The 21,684-nt window shown below is 51.9% G+C and carries 16 protein-coding genes; 9 read left to right on the top strand and 7 right to left on the bottom strand.

The window, feature by feature from the left end:
- Positions 1 to 234: 234 nt before the first annotated feature.
- Complete coding sequence (locus MXE39_RS02790; RefSeq protein WP_246976876.1) at positions 235 to 1,296, top strand: glycosyltransferase family 9 protein; 1,062 nt, start codon at positions 235 to 237, stop codon at positions 1,294 to 1,296.
- Between the two features lie 165 nt (positions 1,297 to 1,461).
- Entirely contained in the window at positions 1,462 to 1,935 is a 474-nt protein-coding gene (gene coaD / locus MXE39_RS02785; protein ID WP_246976880.1) for a pantetheine-phosphate adenylyltransferase, read from the top strand.
- 203 nt (positions 1,936 to 2,138) lie between these two features.
- Here the strand turns inward: coaD and mutM are convergent, their stop codons facing one another.
- Positions 2,139 to 2,957 carry a bifunctional DNA-formamidopyrimidine glycosylase/DNA-(apurinic or apyrimidinic site) lyase gene (mutM, locus tag MXE39_RS02780; protein WP_246976883.1) on the bottom strand — a complete coding sequence of 273 codons (819 nt, stop codon included), beginning with the start codon at positions 2,955 to 2,957 and terminating at the stop codon, positions 2,139 to 2,141.
- Positions 2,958 to 4,371: 1,414 nt separating this feature from the next.
- Here mutM and MXE39_RS02775 point away from each other — a divergent pair.
- Both MXE39_RS02775 and ygjK read left to right on the top strand, forming a co-directional pair.
- Positions 4,372 to 5,508, top strand: a complete 1,137-nt coding sequence (locus MXE39_RS02775) for a hypothetical protein (protein WP_247073755.1) — start codon at positions 4,372 to 4,374, stop codon at positions 5,506 to 5,508.
- Between the two features lie 211 nt (positions 5,509 to 5,719).
- Complete coding sequence (gene ygjK / locus MXE39_RS02770; protein WP_246976888.1) at positions 5,720 to 8,884, top strand: alpha-glucosidase; 3,165 nt, start codon at positions 5,720 to 5,722, stop codon at positions 8,882 to 8,884.
- Between the two features lie 414 nt (positions 8,885 to 9,298).
- Here the strand turns inward: ygjK and rpmG are convergent, their stop codons facing one another.
- Together rpmG and rpmB are read right to left on the bottom strand one after the other, a co-directional pair.
- Positions 9,299 to 9,469 (bottom strand): 50S ribosomal protein L33, encoded by a 171-nt coding sequence (gene rpmG / locus MXE39_RS02765; RefSeq protein ID WP_027939687.1) that lies wholly within the window; start codon positions 9,467 to 9,469, stop codon positions 9,299 to 9,301.
- An 11-nt stretch (positions 9,470 to 9,480) separates the two neighbouring features.
- Positions 9,481 to 9,717 (bottom strand): 50S ribosomal protein L28, encoded by a 237-nt coding sequence (gene rpmB, locus MXE39_RS02760; protein WP_027939686.1) that lies wholly within the window; start codon positions 9,715 to 9,717, stop codon positions 9,481 to 9,483.
- Between the two features lie 1,486 nt (positions 9,718 to 11,203).
- On the opposite strand from rpmB, the gene MXE39_RS02755 reads away from it, so the two are divergent.
- The 4 genes from MXE39_RS02755 to dut all read left to right on the top strand — a co-directional run bounded on the left by MXE39_RS02755 (position 11,204) and on the right by dut (position 15,868).
- Positions 11,204 to 11,944: a CrcB family protein gene (locus MXE39_RS02755; protein ID WP_246976891.1), complete on the top strand. Its 741-nt coding sequence runs from the start codon at positions 11,204 to 11,206 to the stop codon at positions 11,942 to 11,944.
- Complete coding sequence (locus tag MXE39_RS02750) at positions 11,945 to 12,784, top strand: CrcB family protein (RefSeq protein WP_246976894.1); 840 nt, start codon at positions 11,945 to 11,947, stop codon at positions 12,782 to 12,784.
- A gap of 1,014 nt (positions 12,785 to 13,798) precedes the next feature.
- Positions 13,799 to 15,121 carry a bifunctional phosphopantothenoylcysteine decarboxylase/phosphopantothenate synthase gene (locus MXE39_RS02745; RefSeq protein WP_246976897.1) on the top strand — a complete coding sequence of 441 codons (1,323 nt, stop codon included), beginning with the start codon at positions 13,799 to 13,801 and terminating at the stop codon, positions 15,119 to 15,121.
- Positions 15,122 to 15,406: 285 nt separating this feature from the next.
- Positions 15,407 to 15,868 carry a dUTP diphosphatase gene (gene dut, locus MXE39_RS02740; RefSeq protein ID WP_246977083.1) on the top strand — a complete coding sequence of 154 codons (462 nt, stop codon included), beginning with the start codon at positions 15,407 to 15,409 and terminating at the stop codon, positions 15,866 to 15,868.
- A 225-nt stretch (positions 15,869 to 16,093) separates the two neighbouring features.
- On the opposite strand, the gene argH is transcribed toward dut, so the two are convergent.
- The 4 genes from argH to nudE all read right to left on the bottom strand — a co-directional run bounded on the left by argH (position 16,094) and on the right by nudE (position 20,817).
- Positions 16,094 to 17,467 carry an argininosuccinate lyase gene (argH, locus tag MXE39_RS02735; RefSeq protein ID WP_246976900.1) on the bottom strand — a complete coding sequence of 458 codons (1,374 nt, stop codon included), beginning with the start codon at positions 17,465 to 17,467 and terminating at the stop codon, positions 16,094 to 16,096.
- Positions 17,468 to 17,740: 273 nt separating this feature from the next.
- Positions 17,741 to 18,970, bottom strand: coding sequence for an argininosuccinate synthase (locus MXE39_RS02730; protein WP_246976903.1), 1,230 nt, complete (start codon positions 18,968 to 18,970; stop codon positions 17,741 to 17,743).
- A 5-nt stretch (positions 18,971 to 18,975) separates the two neighbouring features.
- A complete protein-coding gene (gene argF / locus MXE39_RS02725) occupies positions 18,976 to 19,893 on the bottom strand; it encodes an ornithine carbamoyltransferase (RefSeq protein ID WP_246976906.1) in 918 nt (305 codons plus the stop codon).
- 354 nt (positions 19,894 to 20,247) lie between these two features.
- Positions 20,248 to 20,817, bottom strand: coding sequence for an ADP compounds hydrolase NudE (nudE, locus tag MXE39_RS02720; protein ID WP_246976909.1), 570 nt, complete (start codon positions 20,815 to 20,817; stop codon positions 20,248 to 20,250).
- A gap of 270 nt (positions 20,818 to 21,087) precedes the next feature.
- Here nudE and hslR point away from each other — a divergent pair, with 270 nt between their 5' ends.
- Positions 21,088 to 21,513, top strand: coding sequence for a ribosome-associated heat shock protein Hsp15 (gene hslR, locus MXE39_RS02715; RefSeq protein ID WP_246976912.1), 426 nt, complete (start codon positions 21,088 to 21,090; stop codon positions 21,511 to 21,513).
- Positions 21,514 to 21,684 lie beyond the last annotated feature (171 nt).

The following is a 21,684-nucleotide window of genomic DNA, read 5'->3' as shown; positions in this document are numbered from 1 at the left end:
GCACCGTGCTGTATGCCTGCTGCAGCCTGCATTGTGCTGCAGGCCGTGCCTGGTGCCGCAGGCCGTGCCTGGTGCCGCAGGCCGTGCCTGGAGCCAGTACTCATTGCCAGGAGGTCCGAGGGGTGCATGTTATAATGCCGCCCAGCAGCAGCCGCCGTTAAATCATGGCTGCAAGGTAATGTCAGAGGGTTTTGTGCCTGTCTGATAACGGATCAAACGCTCTGCGGAGGACTCATGGAGCATAACAAGTCTGTCTGTATCTTACGTCTGTCAGCTCTGGGCGACTGTATTAATGCCTTTGGCATGATTGGCGCCATCAGGCAGACCTGGCCTGGCACCAGTCTTACCTGGGTAATAGACAGGCGTTTTGCCCCGCTCTTTTGTGATGAGCAGGATCATGATCTTGTGTCCATGCACCGCGTTGATTTCAAGGGCAATGTCCTGTCAGCGGCACTGCAGCTGCGCCGTGAGATGAAAGATGAGCTTGCAGGCATGGCAAAGAGCAGCTTCGATGTACTGCTCAACATGCAGACCTCCATCAAGTCATCGCTGTGCTCACTTGCCATTGCAGCTGACAGCCGCTATGGCTATGACAGTGAGCGCTCCCGTGAGGGCCAGAAGTTCTTTGTAAACCGTAAGGTTACTTCCCCTGAAAACCCTCATGTTCTGGCAGGATTCATGGCCTTTGCTCAGGCCTGCGGCCTTCCTGTAGCTGAGCCTTACTGGAACTTCAATCTCGATCCTTACATAGTAGACCGCGCCCGCTGCCTCGTTGCCCACGAAAAGGTCTTTGCTATCTGCCCATGCTCGGCCAATGCCAGCAAAAACTGGAATGTTGAGGGCTATGTGGCCATGGCCCGTCACTCCCTTGATCACGGCATGTGCCCGGTACTGCTTGGCGGTAATACCCAGATAGAACATGAGACCTGTGCGGCCATAGCCGCCCAGTGTCCTGAGGCAGTCAATCTGTGCGGTCGAACCACACTGCGCGAACTGGCAGCCATGCTTTCCATAAGCCGCCTGGTGCTGGCACCTGACTCAGGCAGTATGCACCTTGCTTCAGCCCTTGGCACCCCGGTAATCGGTCTTTTTGCCCGCCATGACGATCACAGAGTAGGCCCATGGAACTTCATGGACCTTAACGTCTCCGTATATCACCGTCTGGCCCGTCAGGAGATCAAAAATGGAGAGATTCCATGGCGCTATCGTGTCCGTCAGGACGGAGCAATGGATCAGATCACCCTGGACATGGTGCAGGCCTCCTTTGAGCGCGCCATTGATGTCTACCGCATCTGACCACCATAAGGCTGTTCGGCCCGCCCGTACGGGCATGGACTGAAAGGCCCCGGCCGGCCATATTGCACGGCATGGAGTGCCACAATGCAAGCTAAGCCTCCATGCCAGCTATGTCCTTTTGCTCCTGCTTTGCCCCTCTGGACTGCCCCTGATTTTGAGGCCCTTATGAATATTGCTGTTTTTCCTGGAACTTTTGACCCTGTAACTCTTGGTCATATGGACATTATCAGACGCGCCGCCCGACTGTTTGACAGGGTAATAGTCGCTGTTGCAGCCAGTCCGTCCAAAAAACCGCTGTTTTCTCTGGAAAAACGCGTCGAAATTATAGAAAAATGCACCAGTGAGCTCGAAAATGTCTCAGCCATGGGCTTTTCAGGCATGCTGGTAGACTTCCTGGCAGAGCATAAGGCTACAGTACTGATCCGTGGTGTTCGTACCGTGGCTGATTACGACTATGAAATGCAGCTTACCGGCATGTACCGCATTGCCGTACCTGATCTGGAAATTGTAATGCTGCCATCTAATGGCAACCTTTCATTCATCAGCTCAACACTGGTACGCGAAATCATCATCCACAAGGGCAATGCTCAGCCTTTTGTTCCTGAGCCGGTGGTCGAAGCCATCAAAGAATGTCTCTGATCTGACAACTGACAGCAGCGGCTGCAAATGCAGTCGCAGCCAGCACCGCATGGTCAGTGCCGTGGGGCACAGACACAAAAGCCGACCTCAAGGGTCGGCTTTTGTGTTTTTGTGCTGCGGTGCTTGGCGGCAGCCGGTTGTGCAGCCGCCGGGCAGCCGGTTGTGTGACGCCAGGGAAACCGGGTAACAATGGCTCTGAGCGACTACTTCTGGCATTCAGGGCAGAAGAAGGTTGAGCGGTTACCCTGAACAATGCGTTTGATTCTCCCACCGCAGCAAGGACACTCCTCGTCACAGTGGCCATAGACCTTGAGGTTCTGCACGAAATAGCCCAGCTTGCCATCAGCACCTTCAAAGTCACGAATGGTGGTACCGCCACTGGCAATGGACTCAGTGAGAGTTTCCTTGATGTTTTTGACCAGATCTTCAGCTTCATCTCTGGTGATGGAACTGGCCCGACGGCGCGGATCGATATGGCAGGCAAAGAGCACTTCACATGCGTATATATTGCCAACACCTACTACTACAGCCGAGTTCATCAGAGCCTGTTTGATAGAGAGTTTGCGTCTGCTCAGATTATGGAGCAGTACCTCAGTAGTGAAGCTGTCTTCAAGTGGTTCAGGGCCAAGTTCAGTAAGAGCCTTGTACTGATAAGGGTCTTCATCAGGACCAATGTAAACCACCAGACCAAAACGGCGGGCATCGTTGTAGCGTACGCTGGTGCCGCTGTCGAGCATGATTTCAAAGTGATCGTGCAGTACGCGGTCGCTGCTGCTGTCGACAATACTCAGGTGACCGGTCATACCCAGATGAATAATGAATGAGCCTTTGTCGGTAAAGACGATGATGTACTTGCCTCGTCTTTGCAGACGCTCAATTCTTGCACCCACCAGCTTTTTAAGGTCCTGGCTCATAGGAACTCTCAAAGAGAGGCTGCCGATAAACATATCGGTAATGGTATGGCCCACAAGAACCTTTTCTACACCTCTTTTAGTGACCTCAACCTCTGGTAACTCAGGCATAAACTCCCCCGCCTACAGAACATAACCTGGGCCGCCATGCCGCTTATAAACACAGGATTAAAGCATGCATGGCCTGAAAAAGGCCTCATTAAATCTGTTTACATACAGACAGGCCATAAATGCTAATAACATATCAAACCATGGCAAGATCAGATCCCTTTCTCATTCCAGCTGAAAATTAATAGCATCTGCCCCTTATTCTGGCCATCTCATAGCTCCACCATGATGCATTTAAGTACTTTCCGATCCCAATACCTGAGCACCACCCACCTGATCAGACCCTCTGCCATGCCGACGCCATGACTGCATCATGAGCCTCCGCCTTACAGCATCCGGCAGTCGGCTCAACAACAGTCGTAATGTTCAATGCAAGAGCAGTAGCGATAATCGGAGCAACAGGAGCGGCCACGGTCTTAGCAGCGGCTGTAACAATAGCCAGGCTGCAGTCGGAGCAGTGGCCGAAGCAACGGGCTGTGGTACTGTCCAATGCTGCAGTTATGTTCTGTATGAATGTGACCGCATATGACTAGTATGTGCAGCTGTAGCCCCGATATCGCCCTGAAATCTCTGAACCTGCTGAGTTCATCCCGTCAAAACGCCCCAGAATTCTGCGCAACTGCTCATGGAACATCTGTTCACAAATGATACTCCTGCATACATTGACAGGCCTGTAAACCCTGCTGGCCTTAACTGCTCCCCGCCCTGCTCTCACTTGCCAGGCAAAAATAACTGCCCATGGTGTGCAGTGCTGTACAGTTTTTTCAGCTGTATTTTTCCGTACTTTTTACAGCCCTTTTCGTGCAGAGCTGGCACCTGTTAAATGCAAACATTCTTATATATTTCGATGCATTTGAAGACAATAATCCCAAGCTATAAACATCTAAATTAAAAATGTTTTGATTAAAAAAATAAAAAATGAATGAAAGCTCAGGTTCAGGTGTGAGGCCGACACTGGATCATAAAATGGCCTGCTTTCAAGGCTTGTTATCATAAAATGACGAATACAATGTCACTTTTAAATATATTATGTCGGTTTTTGGTGGCAAAATTTCTGACTTATAAATAATAAAACAAAGTTATTTTTAGTTTGGAAAAAATAAACAACGATAGATTCAAACTTTGCTCAAGTTCACAATTTTGCAGATATTGCACGTGCTATTTTAATTACAGTTTTGTGTTTGGACAGCCTGAGAATGATCAAGGCTGTGTGTGTGTGTGTGTGTGTTTATTACCAGGCAGCCCTGTCAGAACAGCTGACAAGGAGCGCTCTGGACATCGCAATCGGAACTGCTGCGGCAGAGCCATTGCGATTTATTTATAGCGAGGAATGTAAACGTTGCCACACCTCACTACTGCATCAGCAAATTTAAGAAAAACTGCTCTGGCACTGGCTCTTGCAGCCTGCTCAGAATTAATGGCCTCACAGGTTGCTGCTGCCGATATTGCCGGCCGTCAGGACAACATTTTTCTGGCCTCAACCGAGCCTATGGCCACCTCATCAGCTGTAACCCATAACACTGATGGCGACCATGAACGTGTTGCTCCAGAGCTTAAGCTCAAGGACAGCAAGTTTGACTGGAAAATCTACGGTGAGATTGGTCTTGGCGGTTATATGAAAACCGGCGGCGAGTATGCCCACAAGTATGAGGCCAATAACTACGTGGAAGCCGGTCTGGAGCTCAAGTACGGCGGCTGGTACAGCCTGTGGTATGTAGCCGCAAACCCTGTTCAGACCAGAGATGGCGAGAGCTATGTGCCTGGACATGGCTATGGTGGCTTTGAAATGGGCACCAACAGCCTGTATCTGGGCTATGAGTTCGATAATGGAACCAGGCTCCAGTACGGTGTTTTCGGCTCCTCACCTCTTGATGACGTGGCCTACTGGACTGACTTTACTCCTGAATTTGGCTATGGCCACCCTATCACTCCTGATCTGTTTAACTACGTTAAGGTAGAAAACCTCAAGGGCAAGTTCAAATGGTCCGTTGCTGCCTCTGATGCCGGCGACTTCAATGAAGAAGACGACGCTCTGATCCATACAGGCAAGCATGACAGCTCTTCTGACAAATTTACCTATCCAACAGCTGTTATCAATGGCTATGCGCGTTATGACTGGGCTGATGGCTACGGTGTAATGTTCGGTTCTGAAGTGACTGACGGTACCGGCGCTTACTTTACCCTGGCTGCACTCATGGGTGATTACGGCCTGCGTGTCTGGCACCACACCGGTCGTGGCGGCAAGTCAGATATGTCCATGTTAGGCGATGAAACCGGTGTAATAGCATCCATCAAGTATGAGATGTTCACCAAGTTCTGGCTGTCAGCCTCTTACACTCACTATGTAAGAAACTTCGATCAGATCCAGGGCGATCCTGATGGCGAATTTGGCGAGTACGACAGCACTACCTCCTCATTTGTAAACGGAGGCTTCTGGTGGGAGTACATGGGCGGCAGCATGGCCAGCGCCTTTGATATCAGAACTTACACCGGCGCCAGCAAGAACCGCCCTGAAGAAACCATGATCTTCCTCGAGCAGTTCATCTACTTCTAAACGTAAGTGCTCTATTTTTTTGACCTGGTCCGCGCTTTCATGTAAACGCTTACATTAGACGGCTGCAAAGCAGATTTTTATTTGAGACAGGGTTATTCTGCCCATGAATTTCATGGAGCTCCGTCATGTTCCTGAATGCCTGGACTGGTTAAAAACATTTACGCACTATATATTCTTGAAGAGCATTTACCAAACAGGGAGATTAAAGCTGATGAATTTAAGGAAATCCGTTCTTGCAATGGCAATACCGGCAGCACTGGCAATGGCCAGCAATGCTTTTGTCGGCACCGCACAGGCAGCAGTTCCGGATCAGACTGTCAGGCCACAGGCTCACAAGGTCATGGCTATGGGCAATTATGCAAATGTAATTGACCGTCGTGGTGTACCTGCTTTCATGCATGATTTTGACAGCGACGCTCATCAGCGCTTCAGCCCGCTGTTTGACATGGGCGCCTGGCACGGTCACCTGCTGCCTGTAGACAAGGCATCAGCAGGCGGCTTTCCTGGACCAGCCGTCCTTACTGAAGAATACATAAACTTCCTGGCCTCCAACCTCGATCAGCTCAAGGTATATGCCGATGGCAAGCTGGTTGATTTTGAATTCAGTGCCAGCTCATATCCAGGCGAGTTAAAGCAGAAGCTGGTCAACGTTCCTATGTCTCTGACCATCGACATGGAGCTGGTATTCGTAAACCCACGTACCTCTTTAATGAAGACCACTGTCCACAATCCAAAGGGTCTTAACCTCACTCTTTCCTGGAGCGGTGCCCTGATGGACAGATATGAAGGTGTCGACGGCAAGGACACCAGTGGTCTGACCGTAGCTCAGAAGTATCCTGAGCTGACCCGCAATATCGCTGGTAATGAATTAAACGGCGTTACCGTACACCTCTCCAAAGTAAGACAGTCCGGCTCCCTTATGACCTCCGGCACCTCGACCTATGAGATCTGCCGCAGTGCTCCGGCCGGTGCTGCTGTTATTACCTCTGACGGTCTGAGCTACGAACAGGTAGCACGCGTCAAGGACACCCTTCTTACCTTCCACACCGCCTATTCCTACTTCCTTTCTGATGAAGACAGAAAGACCCATGAGCAGTTTGCCGACATCATGGCAAATGCTGATGCACGCATTGAGGCTGCCCGTGAGCGCTGGCAGGGCTACCTGATTAAGGGCCTTACTAATAATGAAGCCTCAGATCGTCAGGAAAGAGTAGCTGTAAAGGCCATTGAAACTCTTAACGGTAACTGGCGTGGTGCCGCAGGTGCCTTAAGCTACGACACCGTTACTCCTTCTGTTACTGCCCGCTGGTTCTCCGGCAATCAGACCTGGCCATGGGACACCTGGAAGCAGGCCTTTGCCATGGCACACTTCAACACTGAAGTTGCCAAGAGCAATATCCGCGCAGTCTTTGAGCATCAGATCAAGGCTGATGACCCGGTACGTCCTCAGGATGAGGGCTTTATTCCTGATCTGGTAGCCTACAACTTCAGCCCTGAGCGTGGTGGTGACGGCTCCAACTGGAATGAGCGTAACACCAAGCCAAGCCTTGCTGCATGGGCTGTATGGGAAGTTTACAAGGTTGAGCAGGACCAGGCATGGCTTGAGGAAATTTATCCAAAGCTTGTTGCCTACCACAACTGGTGGCTGCGCAACCGTGACCACAACGGCAATGGTATTCCAGAGTACGGAGCAACTCTGGACAAGGCCCACAATGATGCCAACGGTGACATGATATTTACTGTTACCTATCCGGGCATGGCCGAAGTCTCCACTCTCAAGTCAATTCTGACTGCAGAGATGTTAAGACAGCTGACTCAGGTTGCTGCAAGCCACGCTGATGATAATGACCGCCAGAACGCCAACAAGATTGTGGGCGCATTCAGCTCCTACTATCAGGACTTCAAGGAAACTGCCAGACGTAATCCAGGCATCTCCCGTCTGCTCAACAGCATTGGCAGCCAGGCTGCAGCTCCTGCTGAGGACGGTACCATTAGCCTGACTGTATACGGCATTGATGCCTACAATGTGGTTACTGCCATTGGCGGCTACAAGAATATTGATCTGCCAGCTCAGGTTGCTGCCTCATGGGAAAGCGGCCGTGACGATGCTGCAAACTTCGGCTTTATTGATGAAGAGCAGCTTGCTGCCTACATCGAGGCCGGAGGCAATCGCAATGACTGGACCGTCAAGTTTGCCCAGAACTTCGATGAAAAGGGACAGGCCCTTGGCTACTCCCTGATGCAGGAATCTGTAGATCAGGCTTCCTACATGTTCTCTGACAACAGGCTTCTGGCCGCGATGGCCACTGTGCTTGAGCGTTATGAGGACGCAAAGAAGTTTGATGCTCTGGCCGGCAATATCAAGGACTACATCAACAAGTGTATGTTCGACAAGGACAGCGGCTACTACTATGACATTGCCATCAATGATGAACCAATGGCCAACGGCTGTGCCGGTGAGCCTCTGGTCAAGCGCGGTATGGGCCCTGAGGGCTGGTCTCCATTATTCAATGGTGCAGCCGATCGCGAGCAGGCAGATGCCGTAGTCAAGGTGATGATGGATCCTGAGAAGTTCAACACCTTCGTTCCTCTTGGCACCGCCAGCCTTGATAACCCTGCATTCGGTCCTGACATCTACTGGCGCGGCCGTGTCTGGGTAGATCAGGTCTACTTTGGCCTTAAGGGTATGGAGCAGTATGGCTACCGTCAGGAGGCCCTCGAGCTTGCTGACCGCTTCTTCCAGAATGCCTATGGACTGACAGGCGATCGCCCAATTCAGGAAAATTACAACCCTCTCAACGGTGCTCCACAGGGTGCCCCTAACTTCTCCTGGTCCTCAGCTCTGCTGTACATGCTCTACTACGATTTCTTCCGCGACTCTCAGAGCTACCAGCAGGATGCTGAAGCCCAGGAACCACAGGTCTCCGCTGCTCCTGCAGCTGACGCTGCAGCCCCTGCCGCAGCTGCAGCCGGCGTCGCAGCTGCTGTAAAGGCTGCCCCAGCTGCCGCTCCTGCACCAGCCCCAGTAAAGGCTGCCCCAGCCCCTGTTAAAGCCGCCCCAGCCGCTGTTCCTGCACCAGTAAAGGCTGCTCCTGCTGCCGCTCCTGCACATGTTAAGGCTGCCCAAGCCCCTGTTAAAGCCGCCCCAGCTGCTGCTCATGCACCAGTAAAGGCTGCTCCAGCTGCCGCTCCTGCCCCAGCCCCTGTTAAGGCGGTCCCAGCTGCTGCACCAGCCCCAGTAAAGGCTGCTCCAGCTGCTGCACCAGCCCCAGTAAAGGCTGCTCCAGCTGCTGTAAGGGCCGCACCGGCTCAGGTTGCCACTCCAGCTGCACCTGCAGCCCAGGCTCCAGCCGCTGCACCAGCTCAGGCTAAATAAAAGTCATGACCGAGGCAGCTTGCTGTTCGGACTATCTTGCTAATATTTTCTTCCCAATTAATTAAGGCAGCCTTCTGGCTGCCTTTTTGCTCTTAATAATCACGCTCAAGTATTCTCTCCCGGTTAAAGGTCTGTCAGCTGTTACCAGCTCCCCGCAGAGCCTCAACAGAGCCATTGGCTGGCCCCAGTCATGCCATAGCCGCTCGGGGGCATGCAGACTCAGGTGGTGCGCAGCTGCGGAGCTTTCGGAGCTGGCGGCGCTGATGCCGGGACGCATTGTGAGTGCAAGGGCTTGAGCGGGTCGATTGTCTGCGTCCTGATAGCGCAGATCAACACTGATTTTCTGCATTCAGCAGACACAAAAAAGGCAGCCATAAGGCTGCCTTTTTTGTGGTTCCGGGTAAGGAAGATCAATTACTTGATCTTGCCTTCCTTGTACAGAACGTGCTTACGTACTACTGGATCGTACTTCATGATCTCCATCTTGCCTGGAGTAGTACGACGATTCTTAGTAGTAGTATAGAAATGACCGGTACCTGCTGAAGAATTTAAACGGATCTTCTCGCGACCACCTTTCTTAGCCATGATACACTCCCTTAGATCTTAACGCCGTTAGCGCGCATATCAGCAAGAACGGCATCAATACCTAACTTGTCAATAGTACGCATACCCTTAGTGGTAACACGCAGTCTTACAAAGCGGCTCTCACTCTCAACCCAGAAACGGTGATACTTTAAGTTTGGGAGGAAGCGGCGCTTAGCAGCATTCTTAGCGTGGGAACGATGGTTGCCCACTGCCGGGCGCTTGCCCGTAACTTGGCAAACTCTGGACATGTTTTGTCACACTCCAAATATACTTATACGGGTCACAGCACCAAAGAGAGCTGTAACCATTTAAAAGGTACAACAAAAAACGGGCGCTATTCTACCATGAAAAAGCCGGATTGATCGCATTGTATCGAATTTGCCGGCAGGCAGAGCATTATGTACCTTAGTGAATTGAAAAGAGCTTCCCTGTCATTTGGATGCGGCGGCTGTAAACCTGAGAAACACACGCTAAAGTGCGTCTGGTGATGCCCGGTTTATGGCCTGCAATAGTGCAGCTTGCCATTACGCACGCTTTCCCAAGCCTGCGTCTAACCTCTGATATCAGCTGATACCAGCCTTTGATGAAAGGTAGCTTTATAGACGTTATCTCAGCCGTAAACGACGGAGATTCTCTACTGAGCCGACAGCTTGCACTGCCGTTCTCTTCGGAGGATTCCTGGTGCTGAACTGGCATAGGTATTCAGACCGATCCAGATTCACCGAGCCTGAGCACTCTTCCCAGACTCCGCACAGGCAAACGAGCTTCGTCCGCGCTCTATTGGTAATGGGGACACTGATGTTTTCTTTCGGCCTGCAGCTTCATGAGCCGGGCCTGCGGCACTGCACAGCAGGTTCTGCCTGCAGTATTGCCGTCTGGATCAGCCTGCCACTCTGATTCTCTCAGAGCCCTGACATACAGTCAGATACCAGCCGGTTCATCTGCCCTTTGATGACCGCACTGCTGCCAGGGAAAGGCCCGTTATAAGTTACAGGCAAGCGTCCTGACAGTTCAGGTTAACTCCGGTTAACCCCAGGCTGTAAAACAAAAAAACCCGTCCGGGCGCGGCCCAGAGGATTTGTGTTCCAGTTACCGAAAAATTAGCTTTGAGATTATAGACTATAGCTTTGTAAAGATCAAAAGAAAATCAGAAAAAATCCAGGTTTTGATGACATGTCAGGATCTCATTTCCATGCTGTTTTCCCATCCTGGCTGAACAATGATTTTCAATTGCACCAGAGGCACGGGTTCAGCCAGGATCAGCCAGGGCGATTTTGCACATTTAAATTACCTGAAATTCTGGTATTTACCCACATTCACAAGGCCAGCCCGGGCCACTATAACCGCAGCTGCAGGCCATTGTGACCTGGCAAAACAGCGCAGCTCAGCACAGACTGTCCACCAGCACTGGCTGCAGGTCAGGAAAAGACTGCACGGCCGCCATGGTAAGGTCCGGGCAGGATGGCAGTAAGGTCCCGGGCCTATGAAAGTAAGGCACCAGGCGCAATGGCAGTCAGCCGGCCTGCCGTCCGGGGCATGATATGGGTAGTGAGCATTAACAGAATAAGACCACCTGCTTTAATCATGAGAGCTCAGGGCTTTGCTGATGCCACTGGAGGGCAGTGAGACAATTCCAGGAAAAGCGCAATATAATTAGCAGGCCTGTTTATCCTGAGCTCACTGGTGCTCAGGCCATAACGGGGACAAACTGTCCCTACTGGAGTAGTTAAGATTATGACCTGGCAAGTTCTAGTAACTGTATTTACCTTTGGCGGTATAGGCGCTGTGGTACGAGGAGCGGTAATCTTTATCCTCGCCATGCCGTCCGTCTTTTTCTTCCCGCTGTCGACTCTGCTCATCAATCTGATTGCAGCTCTTCTGGGCGGTTTTATTCTCAGCATGACCCTGCCTCCTGATATCAGCACTACCCTTTCTGTTGGTCTGGTAGGGGGCATGGGTACACTTTCTGCCTTTACCGGTGATGTTCTCAACCACTGGTTTGATAACAGGCACAGAAAGAAGGTCATCCTTATTACTGCAGCTTATATCATGCTCACTACTATTACCGGAATCCTTGGTGCCGGCATTGGCAGCAAACTCGGTGAAGCTGTACAGAAGTCTCACGTCCAGAGCAGTGATGCAGCCCTCTTCCTTGAGCAGACCAGAGCTCTGCAGCAGCAGTTTATGGACGAGAGCTTCGTTCATGAACACTACCATGCCCCAATACCAGGATCTCCTGAGGATATAGCCCTCAAGGAAGCTGAGGCCAAAGCAAAGGATGCAGCAGCTGCCGACGGCAAGGACGCAGGTGCAGCAGAAGGCTCAGCATCTGGTGACAGCGCTGCTGCCAGTGATGCTGAGCATGGCAGCGATGATGGTCATGATCATGACGGCGCGCACAAGGGAGAAAGCTCAGGCGACTCTGCAGGAGCTGGTACTGACAAAGAATCTGACAAGGTAAAGGAGGGCAGATAAATGGACAGAATAATGTTCTATATGCTGATCTTCTTTGGCGGCGGTTTTGGCTGTCTTACCCGCTACTTTATTGATGGCAACAGTCTGCATGCCTACACACCGGGAAATATCGCCGCCTGCGTGCTGCTTGGTATTTCATATGCTCTGTATAACTACCGTATCTGGTCAGATAACAAGTTCTTCCACTGCTTTGTAAACATTGGCTTCCTGGGCGGTCTTTCCACCTTTACCCCGCTGGCCATGTTTTCAATAGTTCAGACTGAGGAAAACATGTTCCTGGCAAGCGGCATGCTCCTGGGCATACTGCTGAGCTACTGCGTGCTGTGCTTTGCCGGCTATATGGGTTGCAATTACTTCCTCAAGTATGTTCTCAAGCGTACCCGACAGATGAGCATGCTGGCCCGCGCCCGCTATCTCTTCCAGTTCAAGATGGTCACGGCTGACTTCATGAAGATCAAGGCCGACTATGAAAAGCTGCTGGCTCTTGAGGTGCCGCTGCACATTGACTCTGCACTTGGACCTCTGGTCAAGGACCGTAATGCAGTCAAAGAGCAGGCCATGCATCACCTGCGCATTCTGCTTGCCCTTACCGAGAACTACAATGAGAGTGTTATCACTGACAAGTGTGCCTCTTACGGATTTGAACAGATGCTCCAGGATGCTCATAAGAAAGGCGAGCTTGGTGATATCACCAAGGAGTTTTTCTCTGTAAAAGATCAGATGGAGTACATCGAGAACATGGTGCGCAGCATGACAGGTGCCGTCAGATTTGCCATGGAAAATGCCGTAGCATCAGGCAATGACAAGGGCACACGCAAGACATCCAAAAAGCGTAAGTAATCAGATCCTTTTGCCAACAGGTTATGTAACGCACCTTTGATGATGTGTGTACGCAGCTGCCCATTGACAGCGCATATCAGGGGCCATGGTCTTGATGACCATGGCCCCTTTATTTTGCGCAGATCCGTCCTGGCGCTGCAAGGACAGCTGCAGCAGCCCCAGACGGCTGCAGAATGATTGCTCCGGCAGTTGCGGCTGATGCGACTTGCGGCTGCAGCTGAAGGCAGCGATGGCTTGCTAAGGCAGCCCTGTCAGGTGCATAAAGGGCCAAAACTCTGGACTGCCTCACGTTATCAGCCTAAGGGCGGCCTGCTTACATGGCAAGGCGGTCAATATGGCATTAAAATTGACTGTGGTGCTTGAAATCCCTCCTTGCGGCTCCATATATATTTAGTAGAGAAATGATCCCTGGATCAGCAGGAGGCAAGTCCACGGCGGTACCATGGTACCGTTTCCCCTTCAGTCAGCCTGACAACTTCAGCATCTGATCATGTCAGCAAGGGCATGATGCTTTTAAAAGCCTGAAGCTGCAGTACGCAGACAGCATATGTCATGGTACAGATGTCAGATTATGGCGTGCTCATGTTTGAGCTTATGACTGAAAAGCGGGAACATACGGGTATTGACCCGCAGAATCATTAGAGCAGGTCACAGACTGACAGCAGCCTGGCTGTCCGTATCCTGGCTGACGCTGGCAGCTGCCTGGCTGTCCGTGTCCTGACTGACGCTGACGGCTGCCTGGCTGTCCGTGTCCTGACTGACGCTGACGGCTGCCTGGCTGTCCGTGTCCTGACTGACGCTGACGGCTGCCTGGCTGTCCGTGTCCTGACTGACGCTGACGGCTGCCTGGCTGTCAGAGTGCCAGGTCGCGTACCTGAAAAATGTTTATTTATTGCCCGGCTTTGAGCACAGCAGGCACAGCATGTTCATGCAGTGCGCTCTTAAAGCTCACAGACGAGTACTGATACTGTCCATCCGACCCGGTCTGAGAGGATCACGTTTAAGGAGAACTACATGAGCCAATTAATGCTTCAAAATCGCAAGATAGTTCTGGGCATAACAGGTGGCATTGCTGCATATAAGGCCTGCGAGCTGTGCCGTATGTTAGTTAAAAATGGTGCATCCGTCCGTGTCGTAATGACTGAGGCCGCCACCAGATTTGTAACTCCGGCTACCTACGCAGCTCTTACCCATCATGAGGTCATGACCAGCGTCTTTGAAGATGCTGAGGGCATAGACCACATTGCCATTACCAATGATGCCGACCTGTACGTAGTGGCCCCGGCTACAGCCAATACCATTGCCAAGTTTGCTGCAGGCATTGCTGACAATGCCGTAACCACCTCTGTGCTGGCTTCAGCCTGTCCTGTAGTCATTGCCCCGGCCATGAACACCCGCATGCTGCTCAATGCAGCTACCAAGGCCAATTTAAAGACCCTGCAGGAGCGCGGCATGTACATCATCGCCCCTGAAGAGGGCGAGCTGGCCTGCGGCGACACCGGTATGGGCAGAATGCGCAATGTTGAGGACATCTACTCCTATATCTGCTCACTGTTAAATGAGCATATTGCCATTCCTTATGACATCAACACCACCAGCTGCCTGCCACAGCCACAGGAGGCTGCAGCTCTTACTCAGACCAAGCTGCTGCCTAAATCCCATGGCGCTGGTCTCAAGATTGTCATTACTGCCGGTCCTACCGAAGAAGTTATCGATCCTGCCCGTGTCATCACCAATCGCAGCTCCGGCAAGATGGGCTATGCCCTTGCTCAGATGGCTGCAACCATGGGCGCTGATGTCACCCTGATCTCCGGCCCTGTAAGTCTTGCCACTCCAAACAACGTCAAGCGTATTGATGTTTCCACCGCAAGCCAGATGCTTGATGCCGTAAAGTCTCAGGTAGGTCAGGCCCATATCTTCATCGGCTGTGCCGCCGTGGCTGACTACCGTCTGATTGAGCCTATGAGCACCAAGCTCAAGAAAGAAGATCATGGCGAGTTCCTTACCCTTGAGCTGGTACGTAATGAGGACATCGTATCCTACGTGGGCCACCTCGATGAAGAGCGTCCATTTACCGTAGGCTTTGCTGCTGAAACCAGCAATTTCGAGGAAAACTCCCGTGAGAAGATCTCACGCAAGAAGCTCGATCTGATTGTCTGCAACGACGTCAGCAGCACCGAGATCGGCTTTGGTTCCAATGAAAATGCCGCTACTGTTTACAGCAGCCAGGGCAAGGTTGCCGAGTTTGACCGCATGAGCAAGATTAAGCTTGCTGATCTGCTCATGGAACTCATCATCAACGAGTTCAAGAGCACTCACAGCCGCAAGAACGACTAGCCCGCAGGCCAGTCTGCCTCCCGGGTCCGGACCGTCACACGGCCGGCCATGCTGGAGGCTGCCGCCGGCTACGGCACAGCCGCTGTCGGCTGAGCTGCTGGCATGCGCCTTAAAAAAAACCTGACCTCACGGGGTCAGGTTTTTTTATAATCAGCGCTGGCAGCTGACGTCACAGGCTGTGCTTATGGCCATGCATATAAAGCTGTATGAGGAACACTGATTTGCCAGGAGAAAAACATGAGCGGCATTAACGATAAGGACAGCTGTCAGGCAAAGCCATGGCAGCTGGAGGCTGAAATTGAGCTTAAGGTACTCGATCAGCGTTTTAAGGATGGCACCTTCCCTCTGCCTCAGTATGAAAGCGCCATGGCTGCAGCTGTAGACCTGCGCGCCATGGTCGCTCAGGACAAGGTACTTGAACCTGGCCAGTGTGAGCTGATACCAACAGGCATTGCCATCTTCATTAACAATCCTTTCCTTTGTGCAACCATACTGCCCCGCTCCGGACTTGGCTATAAGCAGGGCATTGTTCTTGGCAATCTCACCGGCCTTATTGATGCCGACTATCAGGGCGAGCTTAAGGTACCACTGTGGAACCGCTCCAGCGAGCCTTTTACTGTCCATGCAGGTGACCGCATTGCTCAGATGATGTTCCTGCCTGTAGTACGCGCCACCTTTAAGGAAGTTGACGAGTTCCATGCCTCCGAGCGCGGCACCAGCGGCTTTGGCTCCACAGGCCACCGCTAAAGTCACTACAACTTGTGCAGACAGCTCAGATGACGCTGCCTGCACCAGCGCGCATGGCGCCAGCGCAGCCAGTGCGGGGCAAAGCCTCATGGCGGCGCGGCAGCGCAAAAACAAAGCCCGCTGATCATCATGGTGTTGATCAGCGGGCTTATCGTTTGCAGGTCAGGCAGACCTGCGGGATCGGGCCGTTATCAGCCTGCGGCCGCTATCGGCCCGGGGCTGTTATCAGGCCAGCTGCTTCTTTAAGGCCTCAATTTCAGCACGGGTCTGCTCAAGAGCTACGCCGCCCAGAACATTACGCTTGGCCAGAATGCTGTCAAACTGAAGAACAGGATAGACATCATCACCAATAGCAGAGCTGAACTTCTGGTACTGGGCAATATCAAGCTCCTCCAGAGCCTTGCCCTGATCGATAGCGTACAGAACTACCTGACCCACGATATCGTGGGCCTCACGGAATGGAACACCCTTGGAAACCAGGTAATCGGCAAGCTCGGTGGCGTTGGAGTAGCCGCCACGGGCAGCAGCAAGAATCCTGTCCTTGTTGAGCTTGATGTCCTCAAAGACCAGAGACATCATATCAAGGCACTCATGCCAGGTATCCATGGCATCAAACAGACCTTCCTTGTCCTCCTGAAGATCCTTGTCATAGGCAAGAGGCAGAGCCTTTACAGTGGTGATAATACCCATCAGGGCACCAACAACACGGCCGGCCTTGCCACGAATAAGCTCCAGAGCATCTGGATTCTTCTTCTGTGGCATGAGTGAAGAACCTGAGGTTACCTTGTCAGAAAGCTCAATGAAACCGGCCTCGCCTGAATTGTAGATAATCAGATCCTCAGCAAGACGGGACAGGTGTACCAGGCTGATGGAGGCGCAGGAGAGCAGCTCCATAACATGGTCACGATCAGATACGGCATCAAGAGAGTTGTGGGTAGCTGCTCTGAAGTTCATGCTTCTTGCCAGAGCTTCACGATCTACAGGATAGGCTGTACCTGCAAGAGCAGCTGAGCCCAGTGGACAGATATTGAGCAGATCACGTGCATTGGACAGACGGACAAAGTCACGGTCGAGCATCTGCAGATAGGCAAGGCAGAAGTGAGCAAAGGTCACTGGCTGAGCACGCTGCAGATGGGTATAACCTGGGAAAATAACGCCCTGGTTTTCATCAGCAGTCTTTAACAGAGCACGCTGCAGGCCACGTATAGACTTTAAGATCTCATCACAGGCGCGACGGCAGAAGAGCTTGAGATCCAGAGCTACCTGGTCGTTACGGGAACGGCCGGTGTGCAGCTTCTTGCCCAGAGAGCCTACCTTTTCAATGAGACGACGCTCTACATAAGAGTGAATATCCTCATCTCCAGCTACGGCAATTTCATTTTCACGGCCGGTCATTTCCTGCTCAAGCTCGTTGAGAGCACGGGTCAGATCGGCGCATTCCTGCTCACTTAACACGCCTACAGTTACCAGAGCCTGAGCCCAGGCTCGTGAGCCCTCCACATCCTCGTGGAACAGACGATAGTCAAATACCAGGGAGTCGTTGAAGTGCTTGAAGCGGGCATCGCTGTCCTGGGTAAATCTACCACCCCATAAAGCCATATTGCTTTCCTCTACAAATGGATTAACAGCCAGATCATTATGGTCAGTGACCGTTAAGGGCTGCATGGCATTACCAGGCTGCCTGTACAGGGAGCTCCCTGAGGAGCCTCAGATCTGAAAACGGTACGCATTACCACTGTACAGTTTCAATGGTCAGCGTCCGCTGCTGTACTGAAATTTAGGTACTCTTGAGAACACAAAGCTTGGTCCAGGATAACCCGGACCAAGCCTGTCATGCCTGATTTAAATCAGGAAAAAATGCGGTATTGAGCCTTACTTCTGCTTTCTGTGCTCAGCGTTTAAGGCACGAATACGGGCTGGCAGAGAGTAGAGCTGGATGAAGCCCTTGCCGTCAGCCTGATCGTATACGTTGTCAGCACCGAAGGTTACGAAGTCGAAGTTGAACAGGCTGTTAGGGCTGTCCTTCTGGATGATGTCGCAGTTGCCCTTGTATAAGCGGACTACAACCTTGCCATTGATGTCCTTGGCAAGCTCATCGGCACCGGCCTGAAGAACTTCACGCAGACGGGTGAACCAGCGGCCGTCGTATACCAGCTGGGCAAACTCGATGGCCAGGTGGTCACGGTAAATGCGGGTGGTCTTGTCCAGGACCAGCTGCTCGATAGCACGTAAGGCCTTGTGAATGATGGTGCCGCCAGGGGTCTCATAGCAGCCACGGGACTTCATGCCTACCAGACGGTTCTCGGTGATGTCGATACGGCCTATACCGTTACGGGCACCACGGGTGTTGAGCTCATCGAGGCACTCGAAAGCGGAAACCTTCTTACCGTCAATTTCGGTAACAATGCCCTGCTCAATGGTCAGCTCAAAGGTCTCTGGAGTGTCTGGAGCCTTCACAGGGTCAACAGTCCAGGTCCATACGTTCTCAGAGGCGGCATTCCAGGTGTGCTCAAGCTCACCACCCTCGGTGGAAATGTGCAGAGCATTGGCATCACGGCTGTAAATCTTCTTTAAGGTAGCCTTGCAAGGAATGTTGCGGGCCTCGAGGTAGGCAAGGCAGTCTTCACGGCTGCGTAAATCCCACTCACGCCATGGAACGATTACGTCAAGGTGTGGAGCCAGAGCGGCTACAGCGCTTTCAAAGCGAACCTGGTCGTTGCCCTTGCCGGTAGCACCGTGGGAAATAGCATCACAGCCCTCAGCCAGAGCAGCATCAACCATGGCCTTGCCGATTACAGGACGGGCAATGGCAGTACCTAACAGGTAAGACTCTTCGTATAAAGCACCCGTCTTGAAGGTCTCGAATACATAGTCACGAACGAACTCTTCGCGTAAATCCTTGATGATGCACTTTACGGCACCGGAGTTGATGGCCTTCTCCTCGATACCCTCGAGATCATCACGCTCCTGACCAACGTCGGCTACAAAACAGACAACCTCACAGCCATAGTTTTCCTTTAACCATGGAACGATGGTTGAGGTATCAAGACCGCCGGAATAGGCTAATAACACCTTCTTGTACTGCTTTTTCTCTTTTTGCATCTGAATTAACCTCTGTTAGGATTGAGCAAAGTGGCCAGAAGAGCCATATGAATATGTAAGCGGTTTTCGGCTTCATCAAAGACTACTGACTTGTCACCATCCATTACTTCATCGGTGATTTCGTAGCCACGGTGAGCCGGCAGACAGTGCATTACCACACGGGCGCCTGAGCTTTCTACCAGGGCGCTGTTGATCTGGTAAGGCATAAATACTTTCTTGACAGCCTCAAGAGGGGTGTCATCGCCCATCGATACCCAGGTATCGGTATAGAGCACATCATAATCCTTTAATAAGGAAAGATCATTGGTAACATCAAGGCGGGAGCCATAGCGTGCTGCCTGCTCCTGAGCCATTTTGAATACCTGGACATCAGGGCCGCAGTTGAGCGGGCAGAAACAGGTAACATGGGCACCGAGAATACCACCGGCTACCAGCAGGGAGTTAGCTACATTGTTGCCATCGCCAAGGTATGCAACCTTTACTCCCTCGATCTTGCCAAGGTGCTCCTTGACAGTCATATAGTCGGCCATGGCCTGAGCCGGGTGGTAAAGATCAGAAAGGGCGTTGATTACCGGTACTGAGCCGGTAGCAGCCAGCTCCTCAAGAGTGGTCTGCAGATAAACTCGGCCAACCATGCAGTCGACCCAGCGCGAAAGGTTGCGGGAATAGTCAGGAACAGTCTCACGTACACCAAGGTCACCCTTGCCAAGGTCAAGGTAAACTCCGTGACCGCCAAGGTTAAACATGGCCAGTTCAAAGGTGGTGCGGGTACGCAGGGAAGGCTTCTCGAACATCAGGGCTGCGCTCATGCCGTCGAGCTCTCGTCGCCAGGCTTTTGGATTGGCCTTCATGTCCTGGGCCAGGCAAATAAGTTTGTGGTATCCGTCCTGATCGAGCTCAAAACCCGTTAAAAGATGCTGCATTGCAACACTCCTGATATGTTCTTTGTTAAATAATGCCGTCCTGAATAAAAACAAAAAGCGCTGCCTCAGCTCCTTTAATACTCAATGCATAATGGTGCACATGATCCCTGGGGATCTGCACAGGCTGCCAGGGGCGTTCATGCAACGCCAGGTCAAAGGCAGTTTGTGCATCATTATGGAGCCTTAATTTTAGGCCCACTGAGCTGAGCTTCAGAGCGCAATATCGCTGAAATTATTCCGGGAACACGTGTTTATCAGGCTTTATGTCCTTATTAAAGTACGCCTGCACTGCTCCCTGCCATTATCTTACTATTTGCCTGTTTCAAGCGCATCAGCACTAATATAGCGCATGCTTTATGACAATGCACCCACTTTGTTCAATGCCAGCACCAGGGCAGCTACAGTACGTCCCTCAGTAAGAACACTGTCAGGATCCATAATGAGCTCTCTGACCTCGGCCGGGGTCAGTTTGACCACATCAATAGGCTCAGGCTCATCTCCCTTGCTCTGTGAAGGATAGAGATCCTCGCAAAGATAAGGGTACATGCGCAGATCGAGCATGCCTGGAGCAACGGTCATTTCCTTTTTGAGCAGGGTTACCTTGCGGCTGCCCAGACCAATTTCCTCTTCAAGTTCACGCACTACGGCCTGTTCGCTGGTCTCGCCCTCATCAATCTTGCCCTTGACCAGACCAAGTACATAGGCCATGACGCCACCTGCGTACTCGACTGTAAGATAAAAGTGGGTACCATCAAAAGGAACAGCCATGACGGCACCTCGGCCTCCCATGATGCGCTCATATGTTGCTTTGGCACCATTGGAGAAAGTCAGATCCATGCTCTCAATTCTGAAAATGCGCGATGCCTGACTTACCTTGCGGTTGGCAACCTGCGGCAGGGTCCTGTTAAGTGCACTCAAGTCCATTCTGACAAGTTCCTCTGACAGTAAAACACGCAGGCAAATGTTTACCCTGCGTTCCATAAACAGCTGTGGATCATACGACAGTTATCACCAATATTACTGCAGGCCAGGTCCTGTGACCTAATATGGATCACTGTCTACTTTACCTTTAATACTCTCTTAATATACTGTTCCCTCAGCAGCCACTGACAGGCAGCATAAAGGGCATTTTTGGGCCTGCAGGCGGGCAAAATTGCTATAATCAGCTTATTTTCAGCAACCAGAGCTGTACAAGTGAGCAAGAACAAAAATCAGGACAGCAAGTCCAGTAATGACGGATCTGTCCGTATTGACAAATGGCTGTGGGCCGCACGCTTTTACAAGACCCGTTCCCTTGCCCGCCAGATGGTCGAGGGCGGAAAAGTTGAATATAACGGCGCCCGTGCCAAACCATCACGCTCTGTGGAAACCGGAGCCACCATCAGACTGCTTCAGGGTTTTTCCCGCAGAGAAATTATTGTCAAAGGCATTTCCGATGTAAGAGGCCCGGCCCCGGTAGCGGCCACCTTATATGAGGAGACGGCTGAGAGTATTGCCCGTCGTGAGGAGGAGGCCAGACTTAACAAAATGGCTGCTCTCATTAACCCTCACCCTGACACCAGACCAAATAAAAAAGAGCGTCGTGAGCTCGAGTCAATAAGACAGATCATGGAAAGCTGAACCGGCACTGACCGCCTCAGCATGCGCCACCTGCATCAAGCACCTGCATAAGCAGCCTGCATCATGCACCGGCCGCATCAGCATGGGCCGCCTGCATCATACACCGCCACATAACGGCGTCATGAGTCCGCTGGACCAGCACCATGCCCCGCCGGGTCAGCATGCGCCAGC

The sequence above is a fragment of the Anaerobiospirillum sp. NML120511 genome (assembly GCF_023050955.1).
In the GTDB taxonomy this organism is placed as follows: domain Bacteria; phylum Pseudomonadota; class Gammaproteobacteria; order Enterobacterales; family Succinivibrionaceae; genus Anaerobiospirillum.
This window is presented reverse-complemented; position numbering and strand designations above follow the sequence as displayed.

Coding starts and splice junctions, on each gene's coding strand:
- MXE39_RS02790 (WP_246976876.1), top strand. CDS start 235: ATGGAGCATAACAAGTCTGTCTGTATCTTACGTCTGTCAGCTCTGGGC.
- coaD (WP_246976880.1), top strand. CDS start 1,462: ATGAATATTGCTGTTTTTCCTGGAACTTTTGACCCTGTAACTCTTGGT.
- mutM (WP_246976883.1), bottom strand. CDS start 2,957: ATGCCTGAGTTACCAGAGGTTGAGGTCACTAAAAGAGGTGTAGAAAAG.
- MXE39_RS02775 (WP_247073755.1), top strand. CDS start 4,372: ATGGCCTCACAGGTTGCTGCTGCCGATATTGCCGGCCGTCAGGACAAC.
- ygjK (WP_246976888.1), top strand. CDS start 5,720: ATGAATTTAAGGAAATCCGTTCTTGCAATGGCAATACCGGCAGCACTG.
- rpmG (WP_027939687.1), bottom strand. CDS start 9,469: ATGGCTAAGAAAGGTGGTCGCGAGAAGATCCGTTTAAATTCTTCAGCA.
- rpmB (WP_027939686.1), bottom strand. CDS start 9,717: ATGTCCAGAGTTTGCCAAGTTACGGGCAAGCGCCCGGCAGTGGGCAAC.
- MXE39_RS02755 (WP_246976891.1), top strand. CDS start 11,204: ATGACCTGGCAAGTTCTAGTAACTGTATTTACCTTTGGCGGTATAGGC.
- MXE39_RS02750 (WP_246976894.1), top strand. CDS start 11,945: ATGGACAGAATAATGTTCTATATGCTGATCTTCTTTGGCGGCGGTTTT.
- MXE39_RS02745 (WP_246976897.1), top strand. CDS start 13,799: ATGAGCCAATTAATGCTTCAAAATCGCAAGATAGTTCTGGGCATAACA.
- argH (WP_246976900.1), bottom strand. CDS start 17,467: ATGGCTTTATGGGGTGGTAGATTTACCCAGGACAGCGATGCCCGCTTC.
- MXE39_RS02730 (WP_246976903.1), bottom strand. CDS start 18,970: ATGCAAAAAGAGAAAAAGCAGTACAAGAAGGTGTTATTAGCCTATTCC.
- argF (WP_246976906.1), bottom strand. CDS start 19,893: ATGCAGCATCTTTTAACGGGTTTTGAGCTCGATCAGGACGGATACCAC.
- nudE (WP_246976909.1), bottom strand. CDS start 20,817: ATGGACTTGAGTGCACTTAACAGGACCCTGCCGCAGGTTGCCAACCGC.